The organism is Thioclava litoralis (genome assembly GCF_045278885.1).
GTDB classification, from domain to species: Bacteria; Pseudomonadota; Alphaproteobacteria; order Rhodobacterales; family Rhodobacteraceae; genus Thioclava; species Thioclava litoralis.
This window is the reverse complement of the sequence record NZ_CP135443.1, coordinates 2,082,786-2,099,206: the sequence shown is the minus strand read 5'-3', so window position 1 is coordinate 2,099,206 and position 16,421 is coordinate 2,082,786. Positions and strand designations below refer to the sequence as shown.

At 62.1% G+C, this 16,421-nt stretch carries 19 protein-coding genes; 6 read left to right on the top strand and 13 right to left on the bottom strand.

Annotated elements, in window-relative coordinates; translation table 11 throughout:
* Positions 1-91: 91 nt before the first annotated feature.
* Together RPE78_RS10390 and RPE78_RS10385 are read left to right on the top strand one after the other, a co-directional pair.
* Positions 92-763, top strand: coding sequence for a pyrimidine 5'-nucleotidase (locus RPE78_RS10390; RefSeq protein WP_406720503.1), 672 nt, complete (start codon positions 92-94; stop codon positions 761-763).
* 63 nt (positions 764-826) lie between these two features.
* A complete protein-coding gene (locus RPE78_RS10385) occupies positions 827-2,032 on the top strand; it encodes a UbiH/UbiF family hydroxylase (protein WP_406720502.1) in 1,206 nt (401 codons plus the stop codon).
* Here the strand turns inward: RPE78_RS10385 and ureG are convergent, their stop codons facing one another.
* The 3 genes from ureG to RPE78_RS10370 are packed head-to-tail and all read right to left on the bottom strand — an operon-like array spanning position 2,033 to position 3,891.
* Positions 2,033-2,656, bottom strand: coding sequence for an urease accessory protein UreG (ureG, locus tag RPE78_RS10380; protein ID WP_406720501.1), 624 nt, complete (start codon positions 2,654-2,656; stop codon positions 2,033-2,035).
* Positions 2,657-2,687: 31 nt separating this feature from the next.
* On the bottom strand, positions 2,688-3,323 hold the full coding sequence (locus RPE78_RS10375) for an urease accessory protein UreF (RefSeq protein ID WP_406721650.1): 636 nt from the start codon (positions 3,321-3,323) through the stop codon (positions 2,688-2,690).
* Between the two features lie 4 nt (positions 3,324-3,327).
* Entirely contained in the window at positions 3,328-3,891 is a 564-nt protein-coding gene (locus RPE78_RS10370; RefSeq protein ID WP_406720500.1) for an urease accessory protein UreE, read from the bottom strand.
* Positions 3,892-3,967: 76 nt separating this feature from the next.
* Here RPE78_RS10370 and RPE78_RS10365 point away from each other — a divergent pair, with 76 nt between their 5' ends.
* Positions 3,968-4,318: a hypothetical protein gene (locus RPE78_RS10365; RefSeq protein ID WP_339109400.1), complete on the top strand. Its 351-nt coding sequence runs from the start codon at positions 3,968-3,970 to the stop codon at positions 4,316-4,318.
* A 19-nt stretch (positions 4,319-4,337) separates the two neighbouring features.
* On the opposite strand, the gene ureC is transcribed toward RPE78_RS10365, so the two are convergent.
* From ureC to RPE78_RS10320, 9 genes are all read right to left on the bottom strand, one after another.
* Positions 4,338-6,044, bottom strand: a complete 1,707-nt coding sequence (gene ureC / locus RPE78_RS10360; RefSeq protein WP_406720499.1) for an urease subunit alpha — start codon at positions 6,042-6,044, stop codon at positions 4,338-4,340.
* 12 nt (positions 6,045-6,056) lie between these two features.
* Positions 6,057-6,419, bottom strand: coding sequence for a lysozyme inhibitor LprI family protein (locus RPE78_RS10355; protein WP_406720498.1), 363 nt, complete (start codon positions 6,417-6,419; stop codon positions 6,057-6,059).
* Positions 6,416-6,727: an antifreeze protein gene (locus RPE78_RS10350; protein WP_406720497.1), complete on the bottom strand. Its 312-nt coding sequence runs from the start codon at positions 6,725-6,727 to the stop codon at positions 6,416-6,418. Before RPE78_RS10350 ends, RPE78_RS10355 begins: the two co-directional genes overlap by 4 nt.
* Positions 6,728-6,744: 17 nt before the next feature.
* Entirely contained in the window at positions 6,745-7,050 is a 306-nt protein-coding gene (locus RPE78_RS10345; protein ID WP_406720496.1) for an urease subunit beta, read from the bottom strand.
* Positions 7,051-7,054: 4 nt separating this feature from the next.
* Complete coding sequence (locus RPE78_RS10340; RefSeq protein ID WP_406720495.1) at positions 7,055-7,615, bottom strand: HupE/UreJ family protein; 561 nt, start codon at positions 7,613-7,615, stop codon at positions 7,055-7,057.
* 32 nt (positions 7,616-7,647) lie between these two features.
* Positions 7,648-7,950, bottom strand: coding sequence for an urease subunit gamma (locus RPE78_RS10335; protein ID WP_339109394.1), 303 nt, complete (start codon positions 7,948-7,950; stop codon positions 7,648-7,650).
* A 14-nt stretch (positions 7,951-7,964) separates the two neighbouring features.
* Positions 7,965-8,768 carry an urease accessory protein UreD gene (locus RPE78_RS10330; RefSeq protein ID WP_406720494.1) on the bottom strand — a complete coding sequence of 268 codons (804 nt, stop codon included), beginning with the start codon at positions 8,766-8,768 and terminating at the stop codon, positions 7,965-7,967.
* Positions 8,769-8,900: 132 nt separating this feature from the next.
* A complete protein-coding gene (locus RPE78_RS10325) occupies positions 8,901-9,359 on the bottom strand; it encodes an Lrp/AsnC family transcriptional regulator (RefSeq protein ID WP_339109393.1) in 459 nt (152 codons plus the stop codon).
* Positions 9,356-9,814, bottom strand: coding sequence for an Lrp/AsnC family transcriptional regulator (locus RPE78_RS10320; RefSeq protein ID WP_339109392.1), 459 nt, complete (start codon positions 9,812-9,814; stop codon positions 9,356-9,358). The genes RPE78_RS10325 and RPE78_RS10320 overlap by 4 nt, the downstream gene beginning before the upstream one ends.
* Before the next feature lie 127 nt (positions 9,815-9,941).
* Between RPE78_RS10320 and ilvC the strand changes: the two genes are divergently transcribed.
* From ilvC to RPE78_RS10305, 3 genes are all read left to right on the top strand, one after another.
* Positions 9,942-10,964 (top strand): ketol-acid reductoisomerase, encoded by a 1,023-nt coding sequence (gene ilvC / locus RPE78_RS10315; protein ID WP_339109391.1) that lies wholly within the window; start codon positions 9,942-9,944, stop codon positions 10,962-10,964.
* Between the two features lie 313 nt (positions 10,965-11,277).
* A complete protein-coding gene (gene ileS / locus RPE78_RS10310; RefSeq protein WP_406720493.1) occupies positions 11,278-14,187 on the top strand; it encodes an isoleucine--tRNA ligase in 2,910 nt (969 codons plus the stop codon).
* A 194-nt stretch (positions 14,188-14,381) separates the two neighbouring features.
* The gene (locus tag RPE78_RS10305; RefSeq protein ID WP_406720492.1) at positions 14,382-14,900 is read left to right on the top strand and encodes a hypothetical protein; all 519 of its coding nucleotides are present in this window, start codon (positions 14,382-14,384) and stop codon (positions 14,898-14,900) included.
* A 71-nt stretch (positions 14,901-14,971) separates the two neighbouring features.
* Here RPE78_RS10305 and RPE78_RS10300 read toward each other — a convergent pair whose 3' ends face one another.
* Positions 14,972-16,420: a TrkH family potassium uptake protein gene (locus RPE78_RS10300; RefSeq protein WP_339109388.1), complete on the bottom strand. Its 1,449-nt coding sequence runs from the start codon at positions 16,418-16,420 to the stop codon at positions 14,972-14,974.
* Position 16,421: the final 1 nt, after the last annotated feature.

Genomic DNA, 16,421 nt, shown 5'->3' with positions numbered 1-16,421 from the left:
ATCGGACGACCCTAGGAGCCAGCGCCGGATATGACAAGCGGAAGAAGTGCGACATTTACACCATTCCCCCGAACGCGCTATGGACCATAGTATGAGTACCCCGAACCGCCCCCCGCTTTCCGGCTTCGACCATGTGTCGGACTGGGTCTTCGACCTTGATAATACGCTCTATCCGCCCGAGGTGGCGCTGTTTTCACAGATCGAGGTGAAGATGGCAGATTACGTGATGCGCGAGCTGAAGGTGGATGCGACCCGCGCCCATCATCTGCGCAGCCACTACTGGAAGCTCTATGGCACGACTTTGGCGGGGCTGATGCATGAACATCAGATCGACCCGCTGCCCTTCCTGCATGAGGTGCATGATATCTCTTTCGACGCGCTCACGCCCGACCCCATGCTGGCGCAGGGGATCCGTGCGCTGCCGGGGTGCAAGATCGTCTACACCAATGGCTCGGCTCCCTATGCCGAACAGGTGCTGGCGGCGCGGGGGCTGTCGGGGCTGTTTGACGGGATCTACGGCATCGAACATGCCGATTTCCACCCCAAGCCCCGTGCCGAAGCCTTTGACATGGTCTTCCGCAAGGCAGGCATCCGCCCGCAGGAAGGTGCGATGTTCGAAGATGATGCCCGCAATCTGGAGGTGCCGCATAGATTGGGGATGCAGACCGTGCATGTCGCGCCTCTGGCGCTTGAGGCAGATCATATCGGCCATCATACCAATGACCTAAGCGGCTTTCTGGCGCAGCTGATCAAGGCCGGATGATCTGGCCTTCGCCGCCAGCCGCGCTATGATAGGGTCAAGACACAGCAAGGAAAGACCGCCGCCATGAGCAAAGATCCGATCCAGACCGATATCCTGATTTCGGGCGGTGGCGTGGCGGGGCTGACGGCAGCGGCAGCCTTCGGCACGGCCGGTTTCAAGGTGATCTGCGTGGACCCGATGCCCCCCGTCACCGATGCGCAGGCCGAAGGGGCCGATATGCGCACCACGGCCTTCCTGCAGCCCTCGGTGAAGATCCTTGAGGCGGCGGGGTTGTGGCAGCGGCTGGCGCCTTTTGCGGCGGCGCTGCAGATCATGCGGATCGTCGATGCGGGCGGCGAAAAGCCCGTGGCGCGGCTGACCCGTGATTTTGACGCCTCCGACATTTCGGATCAACCCTTCGGCTGGAACCTCCCCAACTGGCTGTTGCGGCGCGAGATGGTTGCCCGTCTGGCCGAGCTGCCCAATGTCGATTTCCGCGCGGGCGTGGCCACCACGGGGCTGGTGACGCGGCGGGCCGAGGCGCGGGTGACGCTGTCGGATGGCGCGCTTGTTCAGGCCAAGCTGGTGATCGGCGCCGACGGGCGCGACAGTTTCATCCGTCAGGCGGCGGGCATCGGTGCCAAGCTGCATCACTACGGCCAGAAGGCGCTGGCCTTTGCTGTCACCCATCCGGTCCCGCATGAGAATGTCTCGACCGAGGTCCACCGCACGGGCGGGCCTTTCACCCTCGTCCCCCTGCCCGACCGCGATGGGGCGCATTGTTCCGCTATCGTCTGGATGGAGCGCGGCGCCGAAGCCGACCGTCTTGCCGCGCTGGACAAGGAGGCCTTTGAAGCCGCCATGCTGGAACGCTCGACCGGTATCCTCGGGCCGCTGACGCTGGCCACCCGCCGCGCGGTCTGGCCGATGCGGGTACAGCATGCACAGGCTTTGAACGGCGAGCGGGTCGCGCTGATTGCCGAAGCCGCCCATGTGATCCCGCCGATTGGCGCGCAGGGGCTGAACATGAGCCTTGCCGATATCGGCTGCCTGCTGGAGCTTTCGCGCAAACATGCCGAGGATCTGGGCTCGGCGCAGATGCTGACCGCCTATCACCGCGCCCGCTGGCCCGAGGTCCGTGCGCGGATTGCGGGGATCGATATGCTCAACCGTGTCTCGATGATCGCCCCGCGCCCGCTGCGCGATCTGCGGGCAGGCGCTTTGGGGGCGATCTACGGGCTGAAACCCGTGCGCCAGCTGATGATGCGCGCGGGTTTGGGGATGAAGTGATCAAGCAGGCTCCCGTAGGGCCAGCCCGCCTTCTTCCTCAAGGAAAGCCACGATCTCGGGCACGCCTTTGCCCGCTTTCAGCTGCGCCAGCACATAGGGCCGCGCGCCGCGCGCCTTGGCCGTATCGCTTTGCAGAAGGTCGGTATCCACCCCGACATAGGGCGCAAGATCGGTCTTATTGACCACCAGCATATCCGAGCGCGTCACCCCCGGCCCCCGCTTGCGCGGAATATCCTGCCCTGCTGCCGTGTCGATGACATAGATCGTCAGATCGGCCAGCTCGGGGCTGAAGGTTGCCGCCAGATTATCGCCGCCCGATTCGATCAGCACCAGATCAAGGTCGGGGAAGGCCTTGTTCAGATCGGCAATCGCTGCCAGATTGATCGAGGCATCCTCGCGGATTGCGGTATGCGGGCAACCGCCGGTCTCGACGCCTCGGATACGGTCGGCAGGCAGCACCTGCGCCCGCATCAGGGCCTCGGCATCCTCGCGGGTGTAGATGTCATTGGTCACCACCGCCATCGAGCACCGCCCTGCCAAGGCGCGGCACAGCTGTTCGGTCAGGGTCGTCTTCCCCACGCCAACCGGGCCGCCGATACCGACGCGCAAAGGTCCGTTTGCCATTTCTGTCTCCTTCTTGCGGGGCCGCTTGCCCCTATGTCTTGAAGATGCGCACATCCAGAGTTTCATGCAGCATCGATCCCAGATCGGCGCGAAAGGCCGCGCCTGCGAGGTCCTCCAAACCCGCGTGGCTGGCTTTCGCGGCGATCTGCGCAATATCGGGGTGCAGCCCCGCCAGCACCCTTTGCCCCTGCGCCTGCCCCAAAGGCACAAAGCGCACCGCACAGGACACAAGGTTTGACGCAAAGCTATGCAGAAACAGGGCGATAATCTCTTCGCGCGGCAGATCCATGCCCCGCGCGGCTTGCGCCACCGCTACCGGCAGCGCGACCTCGGCGGGCTCATCCGTGCCATTCATCTGCGCCTGCGCTTTGGCGAAGGCCGTGCCCTGCTCGAGCGTTTCGCGCAGGCGCTCGGCACTGGCGGAAAGCGCACGGGCATGGGCATCCAGATCCTCCAGCGCATGGCCCTGCAACCCGAGGCCTAGAAGAACCGCATCATTCCACCCTGCCCCGTGATGCAGGATATCGCGCAGCCATTGCGACAGCCCCGCCTCATCCGAGACCTCGCCCATAGCTATCGCCTGCTCCAACCCGTGGCTATAGGCGAAGGCTCCGGTCGGGAAGGCCGGAGACATCCATTGCACCAAAGACAGAAGTGCCGATGTCATCGCCTTACCCGTGCGAATGGTGGTGATGGTGATGATGCCCATGATCATGGCTGTGCCCGTGGTCATGCCCGTGGTCATGCCCGTGGTCATGATCGTGGTGGGCATGGGTGTGATCTGGCCCGTGGTCATGGCCCATCGTGCGGCCCATGCCATAGGCGCCGCTTTCGGGGGCGAAGGGCGCATCCGCATGGCTGACGGTTGCGCCAAGTTGCTTGAGCATCGCCTCAAGCACATGGTCCTGACGGATCACCAGCCTGTCGGCCTCGATCTGGCAAGGCATATGGCGGTTGCCGATATGCCATGCCAGCCGCGCCAGATCTCCGGTGATCACCAACACAGGCTCTTCGGCACAGGTGACCTCGACCCGACGCCCATCGGACAGCACAAACGCCTCGCCGCCGCGCAGATTGGTGACCTCGGGCAGATCCACAAGGAAGCTTTCCCCCGACAGCATGGTCAACCGTTTGCGCCGCAGAAAGCGCCCTTCGTAATCCAGCGCGACCGCGCCATCGGCGGAATGCCACTGTCCAGCGGATTCAACTGCAGATGATACGATTTTTTCGCTCATAATGGCCTCATTGTTAGATATGTCTTTAACATTCTTGCGGAATATTCGCCCCGAGGATGCATAGGAGAAGAGGCATATGTCAGGTCTTACCCCCGCCGATGAACTTGCGCAGATCCGTTCGGAGATCATGCGGCTGCGCCAGCGAGAGGCAGAGTTGCGCGAAGCATGGCTGACCGAAGCCGAGATGCCGCGCATCGGCCAATGGCATAAAGTCGAGCTTGTCACCAGCCGCGAGCGAATTTTCGACCCGCGTCTTCTGCCCGACGACATCCGTAAGAACCCGTCCTATTCGCGCGAAAAGATCACCCGCACCATCCGCCTGCGCCGCAAGACACAGGCCGACGTGCTGGCGCATCTGCCCGAGATTGCCAAGATCGATGGCCCGCCGCCGCGCAAAACGCTGTTCCGCCGGATCAGAGCCAGTTGAGGGCCTGCGCCACATCCTCTCAGAACAGGAAGTAGCGCTGCGCAAGCGGTAGCTCGGCGGCGGGTTCGCAGGTCAATAGCTCGCCATTGGCGCGTACCTCATAGGTTTCGGGATGCACCTCGATCTTGGGGCGCGCGGCGTTATGGATCATATCCGCCTTGCCGATGCCGCGCGTGCCTTTCACCGCCAGCACCTGTTTCTGCAGGCCCAGTCTGGCCGCGACCCCATCGGCCTCGGCCGCCTGAGAGACAAAGGTCACAGCCGAGGCCCCCAGCGCCCTGCCATAGGCGCCGAACATATTGCGGGTATAGAAGGGCTGCGCGGGGATCGAGCCATTCGGGTCGCCCATCTGCGCCGAGATGATCATCCCCCCCATCAGCACCATCTCGGGCTTAGCGCCAAAGAAGGCAGGGTTCCAGAGCACCAGATCGGCGCGCTTACCCACCTCGACCGAGCCGATATGCTGCGAGATCCCGTGGCAGATCGCGGGATTGATCGTGTATTTCGCGATGAAGCGTTTGACGCGGGCATTGTCGTTATCGCCGGTTTCCTCGGCCAGACGGCCACGCTGTTTCTTCATCTTGTCGGCGGTCTGCCAGCAGCGGATGATGACCTCGCCCACGCGGCCCATCGCCTGACTGTCAGAACTGATGATCGACATCGCGCCCATGTCATGCAGGATATCTTCGGCGGCGATGGTCTCCTTGCGGATGCGGCTTTCGGCGAAGGCCACATCCTCGGGCACCTTGCTATCAAGGTGGTGGCAGACCATCAGCATATCGAGATGCTCTTCCACCGTATTGCCGGTATAGGGGCGCGTCGGGTTGGTGGAGGACGGGATCACGTTTTCCTCGCCCACCACGCGCAGAATGTCGGGGGCGTGTCCACCGCCCGCGCCCTCGGTATGGAAGGCGTGGATCGTGCGGCCATTGATCGCGGCCAGAGTATTCTCGACAAAGCCCGATTCATTGAGCGTATCGGTATGGATCATCACCTGCACATCCATGTCATCGGCCACCGACAGGCAGCAATCGATGGCAGCGGGCGTGGTGCCCCAGTCCTCATGCAGCTTCATAGCGCAGGCACCGGCATTGACCATCTCGACCAGCGCTTCGGGGCGCGAGGCATTGCCCTTACCCGAAAGCGCGAGGTTCATCGGGAAGGCGTCAAAAGACTGCAGCATCCGCGAGATATGCCACGGACCGGGCGTGCAGGTGGTGGCCAGCGTCCCATGCGCGGGGCCGGTGCCGCCGCCCAGCATGGTGGTGATGCCCGAGGCCAGCGCATCCTCGATCTGCTGCGGGCAGATGAAATGGATATGCGCATCCATCCCGCCTGCGGTCAGGATCTTGCCCTCGCCCGCGATCACCTCGGTACCCGGCCCGATGATGATATCCACATTCGGCTGGGTGTCGGGGTTGCCCGCCTTGCCAATCGCATGGATCCGCCCGTCGCGCAAAGCCACATCGGCCTTATAGATGCCCGAATGATCGACGATCAGCGCATTGGTGATGACGGTATCGACCGCCCCGCCTGCACGGGTGATCTGGCTTTGGCCCATACCATCGCGGATCACCTTACCACCACCGAATTTGACCTCTTCGCCATAGGTGGTCAGGTCGCGTTCGACCTCGATGATCAGATCGGTATCGGCCAGACGCAGACGGTCGCCGGTGGTCGGGCCGAACATATCGGCATAGGTGGCGCGGGAAATCTTGGCGGGCATCTAAGCCTCCACTCACTGGTTTTCGTAGAGGCGGCGCAGATCCTCGCTGCGCCGCTGTGTTAGCTCGGTCTTGCACATAGCCACGACCATGGGCTCTAGGGAGCCACCCTCGAATTCGAGCCCCTGCGCCTTGCAGGCGGCATCACGATAGGCAATCCAGGCCCGCTGCGCCTGCAAGAGCGCATCGGCCTGAGCTGCGCCCCGCGCCTTGGCACGGTCGCGGGTCGCAGCATATTCCGCATTCAGAGCGGCATCGGCTTGCGCGAAATCAAGCGCCGCGCAGCCCGTCATATCGGCCTGCGTCTGCGGGTCCGCGCAGTCTTGCGCCCAGAGGGGTGCGCCCCACAAAAGCGCCACAACAACAGCCGCCCTCATTTGCGCCCCGGAACAGAAGGGCCGCGTTTGCCCAGCCGCTTGACATTGGCGCGAGTGCGCCGCGCCACAGGCCGCAAGGCCGCCCGAGCAACCGTTTCCGGCGGCTTGCCCGAGACTGCCGCCTGCGAGGCTTTGGTCCAGCTTTCCACAGCGGCCTTCTGTTTTTCCGCGACGATCCGCGTCATCTCGGACGGCGCCATCGACCAGAAACCGGCCATTCCGGCGACACGCATGGCAATCACCATCTGCGCCTCGCCCATCATACGGGCATATTCAAACCATAAACGATAGGCCGTCACTGGCGACATGATATGCTCCCTCGGGGTTACAGCTTCCCCATGACCTGCTGGTTGAAGCCCCAGACCTCGCGGGTGCCGCGATAGGGCACAAGCGTGACCTCGCGCGACTGGCCCGGCTCGAAGCGCACGGCGGTGCCTGCGGCGATATCCAGACGATAGCCCCGCGCGGCCTCGCGGTCGAACTGCAGACCGGGGTTGGTCTCGGCAAAATGGTAGTGGCTCCCGACCTGAATGGGCCGGTCTCCGGTATTGGCAACCAGAAGGGTGATCGGGGTCAGCCCTTCGTTCAGCGTGATCTCGCCTGCAGCGGGGAGGATTTCACCAGGGATCATGCGCTTACCCCGCGAACGCCAGAGCAAGCCCCGCCGCCGCCGTGGCAACGCCCAAGCCGCGCAAAGCGAAACGATGGATCACGCGGCCAAAGACCATGCCCGCGACATGGAGACCGGCAGTCGCCAGCGTGAAGCCCGCAAAATAGGCCACCATCCCATGCGCCGGACCTTCCGCCCCATGCGCCCAGCCATGCGCCATGCCGAAAAGCGCCACCATCGGCACCAGAGCCGCCACCGGCAGGCGTGCCGACAGCGCCACCACCGCGCCCAGCACGATGATCGAGGCAAGGATCAGCGGCTCGACCGAGAAGAACGGCACGCCATGTGCGCCCATCGCCGCACCGACCAGCATCGCGCCCACAAAGCCCGCAGGCACCGCCCAAAGCGCGCGGCCACCCAGTTGCACGGCCATCAGGCCAATGGCGACCATCGCCAGAATATGGTCCGCGCCAGACAGCGGATGCGCCATACCGGCCATGACAGAGCCTGCCTCATGGCCCGGATGCGCCATAGCAACGCTGGGCAGCAAAGCGGCGGCAGCAATGGTTTTCTTGAGATGTTTCATGGGATGTCCTTGGTATCAGCGAATGGGGGGTATCAACGAATGGGGTGGTGGACGGTCACGAGTTTCGTGCCATCGGGGAAAGTGGCCTCGACCTGAATGGAATGGATCATCTCGGGGATGCCCTCCATACATTGTTCGCGGGTGATCACCTCGGCGCCGGTTTCCATCAGCTCGGCCACCGACCGGCCTGCCCGCGCGCCCTCGACCACGAAATCGGAGATGATCGCAATCGCCTCGGGGTGGTTGAGCTTCACACCGCGCTCCAGCCGCCCGCGCGCCACCATGGCGGCAAGGCTGACCATCAGCTTTTCCTTTTCCCTCGGGGTCAGGTTCATCTTATCCCTCTTCTTCAGATCTGCCAGACACGCGGCGCGGGCCTATTGCCCCGCAAGACCGCCATCGCCCGCAATAATTGTTTCCGAAGCGGCCAGCCGTCCTTGGCGATACACCGCATAATCACCTTACCGTCAAAGCCCGAAGCTGCCGCCTCGACCCCCTCTTCGTCAAGCACATCGCGCAGGCGGCCAAGCGCGTCCTCCGCCCCCTGACAGCACATCACCACGGTAGCAAAGGCACGGGCATCGCCCAAGATCGCGCCCCTCTGCCCCAATGCCGCCGAGCCCATGGCAAAGGGTTCGATCATCACGGGCCGCCCCGCGCGGCGGATCTCGCGGCGGTCGCGCAGCGCGAGCGTTTCCACCGTCTCACCCATCGCCTGCCGTCCCAGCACCACGGCCTCCAGCATCAGACAGCCCGCATCAGGAGCCAGTTCGATCACCGTGTGACGGTCGATATTGGACCGATCAAACAGGATCGTCTCCTGCGGCAGCCAATCCAGCCAAGCGCCCGCGCCCACCTGATGGCTTACCCGCACAAGCGCTGCGCCCTGATCGGCGCGATAGGCGCGCTCGGCGGCCTGCGTGGTCGCCACGACCCGCCCGCCCTCGATCTCCAGCGCATAGGACAGCGTATCGCCCGAGGTCAGCCCGCCCGAGGTATTCAGAAACACCACCTCCGGCACATCACCCACCCGCGGCAGTTGCGCCTTGGCCGAGCCACGCTGACGCAACCCTTTCAGCCGCCCCGCATGAAAGCGCACGGCAGCCTCGCCATGACTGCGCTGCATCTGCGGCAGGCCCTTCTGGTCAAACATACGCTCTCCTCTTTCCGCATAGATCCCCGCAAATATCGCGAAGGTCCATGCTGCCCCGAAGCCAAGGGCCTGATTTCACCTAGCATTACCAAGGATAGCCCAAAAAGTAACCAAAAGGCGTATATTTGACCATTACCCAAGCGGCCCAAGCCGCCGCTCTTCCGACAGCATCACATTCGCCTCCACATGCCCCACCGCCGGCAAGGTCATGATCCGGCGACGCAGGACGCGCTCGAAATCGGGGATGTCGCGGGCCGTCACCTGAAGGCGGTAGTCGAACTGCCCAAGGACGTGCTGGATCACCTGCACCTCGGGGATCGCCCCTGCCGCGCGCTCGAAATCCTCAAGGCTGACGCGGCCACGGGTCGCCAGCTTGATCCCCAGAAAGACCGTCACCCCAAAGCCCACCGCCGCGCGGTCGATCACCACCCGCGTCCCCGCCAGCACGCCCGCCTCCTGCAACCGCTTCACCCGCCGCCACGCCGAGGGCTGCGACATCCCCAGCCGCCGCCCCAAAGCACCGGCATTCAGCGTGCCATCCTCGGCCAAGGCCCGCAGGATCTGGCGGTCCGTATCATCCAGCGCGATCATAGCGGCAGCTCCGTGCTGTCCTTCACCTTGGAAATCAGCATCAGGGCGTCTGTCTCTTGGATATGCGGTAATGACAGGATCTGGCTGCGATAGATCTGCTGGTAATGCGCCATATCGCGGGCAATCACATTCAACCGCACATCGGTCTGGCCCAGAAAGGTCTGGATCTCGATCACCTCGGGCACCTGCCGCGCCGCCTCCAGAAACTGGTCGAAGGACCGCGGGTTGGTCTTGTCCAGCGTGAAGCGTAAAGACACCTCCACCTCCCAGCCCAAAGCGCGCCAGTTGATAATCGCCTGCCGCCCCTGCAGCACCCCTTCGGCCTGCATCTTCTCGATCCGGCGCCAGCAGGTGGCCGTGGTCAGCCCCGCCCGCTCGGCCAGATCGGCATTGCTTTGCGAGGGATCGGCCATCAGATGGCGCAAAATCCTCCGGTCCACATCATCAATTTGCATGACTATTACACCATATGCATTATTTCCGAATTGGAATTTCATTATTACACATAATTCATACAAAACGTCATGGGAATTCCGACCACAGCCTGTAAACTGCGCACCAAACGCAAGTGGAGGAAAGAACATGCGTGTATTCTATGATCGCGACTGCGATGTGAACCTGATCAAGGACCTCAAGGTTGCCATCCTCGGCTATGGCAGCCAAGGCCATGCCCACGCGCTGAACCTGCGCGATTCGGGCGCGAAAAACCTTGCCATCGCGCTGCGCGAAGGGTCGCCCTCGGCCAAGAAAGCCGAAGCCGAAGGCCTGAAAGTCATGGGCATCGCCGAAGCCGCCGCTTGGGCAGATGTCATCATGTTCGCCATGCCCGACGAGCTGCAGGCCGAAACCTACAAGAAATACGTCCATGACAACCTGCGCGAAGGTGCGGCAATCGCATTCGCACACGGCCTGAACGTGCATTTCGGCCTGATCGAGCCGAAAGCCGGCGTCGACGTCATCATGATGGCCCCCAAAGGCCCGGGCCACACCGTGCGTGGCGAATATGTCAAAGGCGGCGGCGTGCCCTGCCTCTTCGCCGTTGAAACCGACGCATCGGGCCGCGCGCAGGACATCGCGCTCTCCTATTGCTCGGCCATCGGTGGCGGCCGCTCGGGCATCATCGAGACCAACTTCCGTCAGGAATGCGAAACCGACCTCTTCGGCGAACAGGCCGTTCTGTGCGGTGGCGTGGTCGAACTGATCCGTTGCGGCTTCGAAACCCTCGTCGAAGCGGGCTACGAGCCGGAAATGGCCTATTTCGAGTGCCTGCACGAAATGAAACTGATCGTGGACCTGATCTATGAAGGCGGCATCGCCACCATGGATTACTCGATCTCGAACACCGCAGAATACGGCCAATACGTGTCCGGCCCGCGCGTTCTTCCCTACGAGGAAACCAAAGCCCGCATGAAAGCCGTCCTGTCGGACATCCAGACCGGCAAATTCGTCCGCGACTTCATGCTGGAAAACTCCGTCGGCCAACCGACGCTCAAAGCCTCGCGCCGTGCCAATGACGAGCACGAGATCGAGCGCGTCGGCGCGAAACTGCGCGAAATGATGCCCTGGATCGGCAAAGGCAAACTGGTCGACAAATCGCGCAACTAAGCGCCCGACCAGATCCAAGGAAAGGCACCCTTCGGGGTGCCTTTTTCATAACCGCCTCCAGCTGCCCCAAATATCCCGGGGTGAATTGGGGCAAAGCCCCAAGAGGGGCAGCGCCCCTGCCTGCCATCTCCTGCAAGCAAGCGCTTGCCCAGACCTGCCTCCCCGCCTATAAGGCCCTCATGACATTGCGTGACCACATCCTGCGAATTACCGGCCCGGCGCTCTGACGCGTCAGGGTAGCCGGGTGATGTGTACCGAATGACGGGCAGGCAAGCCGCCGCCCGACCGATCCCCTTCCAAGGATGTTCCCCCTATGTGTGCCGACACAACCGACAAATCCGTCGATTACCACGATACCGTCTTCCTGCCCGAAACCGACTTTCCGATGCGCGCAGGGCTGCCCATGCGCGAGCCCGAATGGCTCGACCGCTGGGCGAAAATCGGCATCTATGACCGCCTGCGCGACAAGGCCAAAGCGGGCAGCCGCACACCTTTCACGCTGCATGACGGCCCTCCCTATGCCAATGGCCACCTGCATATCGGTCACGCGCTGAACAAGGTCATCAAGGATATCATCACCCGCTCGCATCAGATGATGGGCCATGACGCCCGTTATGTGCCGGGCTGGGATTGCCACGGCCTGCCGATCGAATGGAAGATCGAAGAACAATACCGCAAGGCGGGCAAGGACAAGGACGAGGTGCCTGTCATCGACTTCCGTCAGGAATGCCGCAAATTCGCCGAAGGCTGGGTCAACATCCAGCGCGAGGAATTCAAGCGCCTCGGCGTCTATGGCAACTGGGACGACCCCTACCTGACCATGAACTTCCACGCCGAGCGCGTCATCGCGGAAGAATTCATGACCTTCCTGATGAATGGCACGCTCTATCAGGGCTCGAAACCCGTGATGTGGTCGCCGGTTGAAAAAACCGCTCTGGCCGAGGCCGAGGTCGAATATCACGACCACACCAGCCATATGATCTGGGTCCGCTTCAAGCCCAAGGCCGATGTGCTGGAAGGTGCTTCGGTCGTGATCTGGACCACCACGCCTTGGACCATCCCGCAAAACCGCGCGGTGGCCTATGGTCCGTCGATGTCCTACGGGCTTTACCGCGTGGATATCCCCGCCGACAAATCGACCGCTGAGGCGGGCGAGTTGATCGTGCTGGCCGACAAGCTGGCCGATGACGTAATGAATTCCGCCAAGGTCGAGGGCTATTCGCGCATCCGCGATGTGGCGACGTCGGAATTTGAAGGCGTTGTTCTGAACCACCCCTATGCGGGTGTCGAAGGTGCCAATGGCGAATGGGATTACGATGTCCCCATGCTGCCGGGCGATCATGTGACCGATGATGCCGGTACGGGCTTTGTCCATACCGCGCCCTCGCACGGCGATGACGACTATCAGCTGGGCCTGAAATTCGGCCTCAAGATGACCTATAATATCGAGGCCGATGGCTCCTATCGCGCCGATCTGCCGCTCTTTGCAGGCATGAAGATCGTGGCCGATGATGGCAAGGACGGCCCCGCCAATGTGGAAAACATCAAGCAACTGGCCTATGCCGGTGCGCTTCTGGCCAAAGGCAAGCTGAAGCACAGCTATCCGCATAGCTGGCGTTCCAAAGCGCCGCTGATCTATCGCAATACGCCGCAATGGTTTGCCGCGATCGATGTGAAGATGGACGATGGCATGGGCACCTATGGCGATACCATCCGCGAGCGCGCGCTGAAATCCATCGAAGAGCTGGTGGCCTTCACCCCCGAGCGCGGCAAGAACCGCCTGCATTCGATGATCGAGACGCGCCCTGACTGGGTTCTGTCGCGCCAGCGCGCATGGGGCGTGCCGCTGACCTGCTTCACCAAGGTCGGGGCGAAACCCGATGCCGAGGATTTCCTGCTGCGCAATGCCGAAGTGAATGCCCGCATCACCGCAGCCTTCGAGGAAAAAGGCGCGGATGTCTGGTATGAGGAGGGCTTCAAGGCCCGCGTTCTGGACGGCATCGTGAACCCCGATGACTATAATCAGGTCTTCGACGTGCTCGACGTGTGGTTCGATAGCGGGTCCACCCATGCTTTCGTGCTGCGTGACCGCGCGGACGGCACTAAGGATGGCATCGCCGATGTCTATCTGGAAGGCACCGACCAGCACCGTGGCTGGTTCCATTCCTCGCTCCTGCAAGCCTCGGCCACCAAGGGCCGTGCGCCTTACCGCAATGTGGTGACCCACGGCTTCACGCTGGATGAGAAGGGCATGAAAATGTCCAAATCCATCGGCAATACCGTGGCCCCGCAAGAGGTGATCTCGGAATATGGCGCGGACATTTTGCGTCTGTGGGTGGCGCAATCGGACTACACCGCAGACCAGCGGATCGGCCCGAAGATCCTGAAAGGCGTGGCCGATAGCTACCGCCGCTTGCGTAATACCCTGCGCTATATGCTGGGCGCGCTGAAGGATTTCGACGAGAGCGAGCGTCTGGATGTCGCGCAGATGCCCGAACTCGAGCGATTCATCCTGCACCGTCTGGCGGAGCTGGACGCGGAAATCCAGGCCGATTACCGCGCCTTCAACTTCCAGTCCGTGTTCCAGAAGCTCTTCACCTTCTGCACGATCGAGCTCTCGGCCTTCCATTTCGATATCCGCAAGGATGCGCTTTACTGTGATCCGGCAGATAGCATCCGCCGCCGCGCAGCGCGCACGGTGATGGATATCCTGTTCCACCGCTTGACCACATGGCTCGCGCCGATCCTGCCCTTCACGATGGAAGACGTCTGGCTGTCGCGCTTTGATGGTGCCGAGGCCTCGGTCCACTTGGAGGACTTCCCCGAAACGCCCAATGCTTGGCGTGACGAGGCTCTGGCCAAGAAGTGGGAAGCGATCCGCCGTGCCCGCCGCGCGGTAACGGCGGCTCTGGAAGTGCAGCGCCGCGACAAGGTGATCGGCGCCTCGCTGGAAGCCGCACCGGTGGTTCATGTGGAAGATGCCGATCTGCTGGAGGTGCTGAAAACGGTGCCCTTCGAGGATCTCTGCATCACCTCCGCCCTGACGCTGACCGCCGATCCGGCCCCAGCCGAAGCCTTCCGCCTGCCCGATGTGACGGGCGTGGCTGTGGTCTTCGAGATGGCCGATGGCGAGAAATGCGAGCGCTGCTGGCGCATCCTGCCGGATGTCGGCACGCATAAGCACCCCCACACCTGTCAACGCTGCAACGATGCGCTTGGCTGACGACAGTGGGCGCCCCTCGGGGCGCCCGATTTCTCTAACACCATTTCATACAGTTTTTTGCACGGCGCCACCCGATAAGCCGACGTCATGGCCGGCCTTTCAATGCCCGTTTTCGACCTCGACACCTCATTCGATGGTTTGTTGGCCACGATCCGCGCTCACATATTATACCCCCTACCGAAGGACTACCGCCGGTGCTCAGGATAACGTTTCTACTCGCAAGCCTGTTCTTTGCTCAATCTGCCGCTGCAGGAGGAACAAGCTGCAAAGACTATCTAGGCGACAGCCCTGACTGCAAGCGGGTGCATATTGCGAAACGCCATCAGTTGGTTGACAGGGTTATCGAGAAAGACGGTGTTACGAGCCGATTAATGATCGAGTCTTTTGCCCTCGTGCCGAATTTCGATGATGGTCTGGATCCAGCAACGAAAGCCTATCTGATCTTGCGCCACGAAATGGATGGGCAAGAAACTGCGGCACTCGTCAAAGAAGTCGGTAATTTCGTGAGTTTTTACAGCGCAACACGGGTGGCCGCCGGGATATATGACTTCAAAGGAGAGATTTTCCGGTGGGAAAGAGGCTGCATGGACGAAATCGTCTATCGTGTCGATGCCGCAAAAGCGATTATTCTGGCACGCAAAGGGCAACTCGACAGCGCCGCACTTTCATCCGAAATCAGCATACGTCAGAGATTCAACGACCTATGCTTCTGAGCATCCGCCATTTTTGAGCGCGGGAGGCGCGATCGGCAGAACGGTTATCGTTCAGGGCGCTCAGGCCCCGCTCAGCCCCGCCAGAACCGCGGCAGAAACAGCACAAGCACCGAAAGTAGCTCGAGCCGCCCAAGGAACATCCCGAAGGACATCAGCCATTTCGCGGTTTCGGGGAAGTTGACGATCGACCCATTGGCCGAGACCTCCGGCCCCCAGCAGGGGCCGACATTGGCAATGGCAGTCCATGCCGCCGTGATCGCGGTGCGGGTTTCCAGCCCCGTCAGCGCCAAGGCCACGATCAGCAGGCCGAAGCTGAGAATGAAAAACGAGAAAAACGCCATGACCGAGTTCACCACATCTTCGGCCACCGGATGCCCGTCATAGCGGATCAGCGTCACGCGGTGCGGGCTGTAGAGGCGGCGGACCTGCGCCTTGATCGACTCGATCAGGATCAGGTAGCGGAACACCTTGACCGAACAGCCCGTCGAGGCCGTGCAGCCCCCGATCAGCCCCACTACGATCAGGATCACGAAGGCCATATGCCCCCAAGCCGTAACATCCACCGAGGAATATCCGGTGCCGGTAAAGGTGGAAACCACGTTGAAGATGGTCTCGCGCAGGGTCGGCCAGAACGGATCCTCGCTCCGCATCATACGATAGAAGACGATGGCAACGATCGCATAAAGATGCCAGCGCAGGAAAGCGCGCACCTGCGGATCGCGCCAGAGCGGCAGGGCATCCCCCTGCACAAGCTGGACGAAGCGGATAAAGGGCATGGCCGCCAGCAGCATGAAGACCGAGGCCACATATTCCGGGGCCCCCAGATAGGCGCCGAAGCTTTTGTCCTCGCTGGAAAAACCGCCGGTGGAGATGGTGGTCAGCGCATGCAGGATCGCGTCATAGAGGTTCATCCCCGACATCATGAAAGCCGCACAGCACAGGATCGAAAGCCCGAGATAGATACGGATCAGGGCGCGCGAGATCTCGCGGGCACGGGGCAGCACCTTTCCAAGCGTATCGAACCCTTCGGACCGGAAAAACTGCATCCCGCCCACTTTCATCACCGGCAGGAAGATCATGGCAACGATGATGATCCCCAGCCCCCCCAGCCATTGCAGGATGGCCCGCCAGAGATTGGCCGAATGCGGCAAGGCATCAAGCTTGGGGATCACGGTGGTGCCGGTGGTTGTCATGCCCGACATCGCCTCGAAATAGGCATCGGTGAACGACAGATGCGGCGCCCCGATGATAAAGGGCAGCGCCCCCATCGCAGGCAGGGCCAGCCAGACGCCGCTGGTCAGCACGAAACTCTGGCGCAGGGTCAGCACCGCGCCCAGACTGTCATGCGCCGCCATTGCCAGAAGTCCGCCGCTTGCCACGCAGATAAACGCGCTTTCGGCAAAGGCATACCAGTTGGGGTCCCCGCGATACAGGTCCAGTGCCGCCGGAATCAGCATGAAAATGCCCAGCGCGGTTATCAGAAGACCAATGATATAGCCCACCGGGCGGAAATCCGTCATG

Bases quoted from the DNA above. Each gene is read 5' to 3' on its own strand.
- RPE78_RS10390 (WP_406720503.1), top strand. From the start codon at position 92: ATGAGTACCCCGAACCGCCCCCCGCTTTCCGGCTTCGACCATGTGTCG.
- RPE78_RS10385 (WP_406720502.1), top strand. From the start codon at position 827: ATGAGCAAAGATCCGATCCAGACCGATATCCTGATTTCGGGCGGTGGC.
- ureG (WP_406720501.1), bottom strand. From the start codon at position 2,656: ATGGCAAACGGACCTTTGCGCGTCGGTATCGGCGGCCCGGTTGGCGTG.
- RPE78_RS10375 (WP_406721650.1), bottom strand. From the start codon at position 3,323: ATGACATCGGCACTTCTGTCTTTGGTGCAATGGATGTCTCCGGCCTTC.
- RPE78_RS10370 (WP_406720500.1), bottom strand. From the start codon at position 3,891: ATGAGCGAAAAAATCGTATCATCTGCAGTTGAATCCGCTGGACAGTGG.
- RPE78_RS10365 (WP_339109400.1), top strand. From the start codon at position 3,968: ATGTCAGGTCTTACCCCCGCCGATGAACTTGCGCAGATCCGTTCGGAG.
- ureC (WP_406720499.1), bottom strand. From the start codon at position 6,044: ATGCCCGCCAAGATTTCCCGCGCCACCTATGCCGATATGTTCGGCCCG.
- RPE78_RS10355 (WP_406720498.1), bottom strand. From the start codon at position 6,419: ATGAGGGCGGCTGTTGTTGTGGCGCTTTTGTGGGGCGCACCCCTCTGG.
- RPE78_RS10350 (WP_406720497.1), bottom strand. From the start codon at position 6,727: ATGTCGCCAGTGACGGCCTATCGTTTATGGTTTGAATATGCCCGTATG.
- RPE78_RS10345 (WP_406720496.1), bottom strand. From the start codon at position 7,050: ATGATCCCTGGTGAAATCCTCCCCGCTGCAGGCGAGATCACGCTGAAC.
- RPE78_RS10340 (WP_406720495.1), bottom strand. From the start codon at position 7,615: ATGAAACATCTCAAGAAAACCATTGCTGCCGCCGCTTTGCTGCCCAGC.
- RPE78_RS10335 (WP_339109394.1), bottom strand. From the start codon at position 7,950: ATGAACCTGACCCCGAGGGAAAAGGAAAAGCTGATGGTCAGCCTTGCC.
- RPE78_RS10330 (WP_406720494.1), bottom strand. From the start codon at position 8,768: ATGTTTGACCAGAAGGGCCTGCCGCAGATGCAGCGCAGTCATGGCGAG.
- RPE78_RS10325 (WP_339109393.1), bottom strand. From the start codon at position 9,359: ATGATCGCGCTGGATGATACGGACCGCCAGATCCTGCGGGCCTTGGCC.
- RPE78_RS10320 (WP_339109392.1), bottom strand. From the start codon at position 9,814: ATGCAAATTGATGATGTGGACCGGAGGATTTTGCGCCATCTGATGGCC.
- ilvC (WP_339109391.1), top strand. From the start codon at position 9,942: ATGCGTGTATTCTATGATCGCGACTGCGATGTGAACCTGATCAAGGAC.
- ileS (WP_406720493.1), top strand. From the start codon at position 11,278: ATGTGTGCCGACACAACCGACAAATCCGTCGATTACCACGATACCGTC.
- RPE78_RS10300 (WP_339109388.1), bottom strand. From the start codon at position 16,420: ATGACGGATTTCCGCCCGGTGGGCTATATCATTGGTCTTCTGATAACC.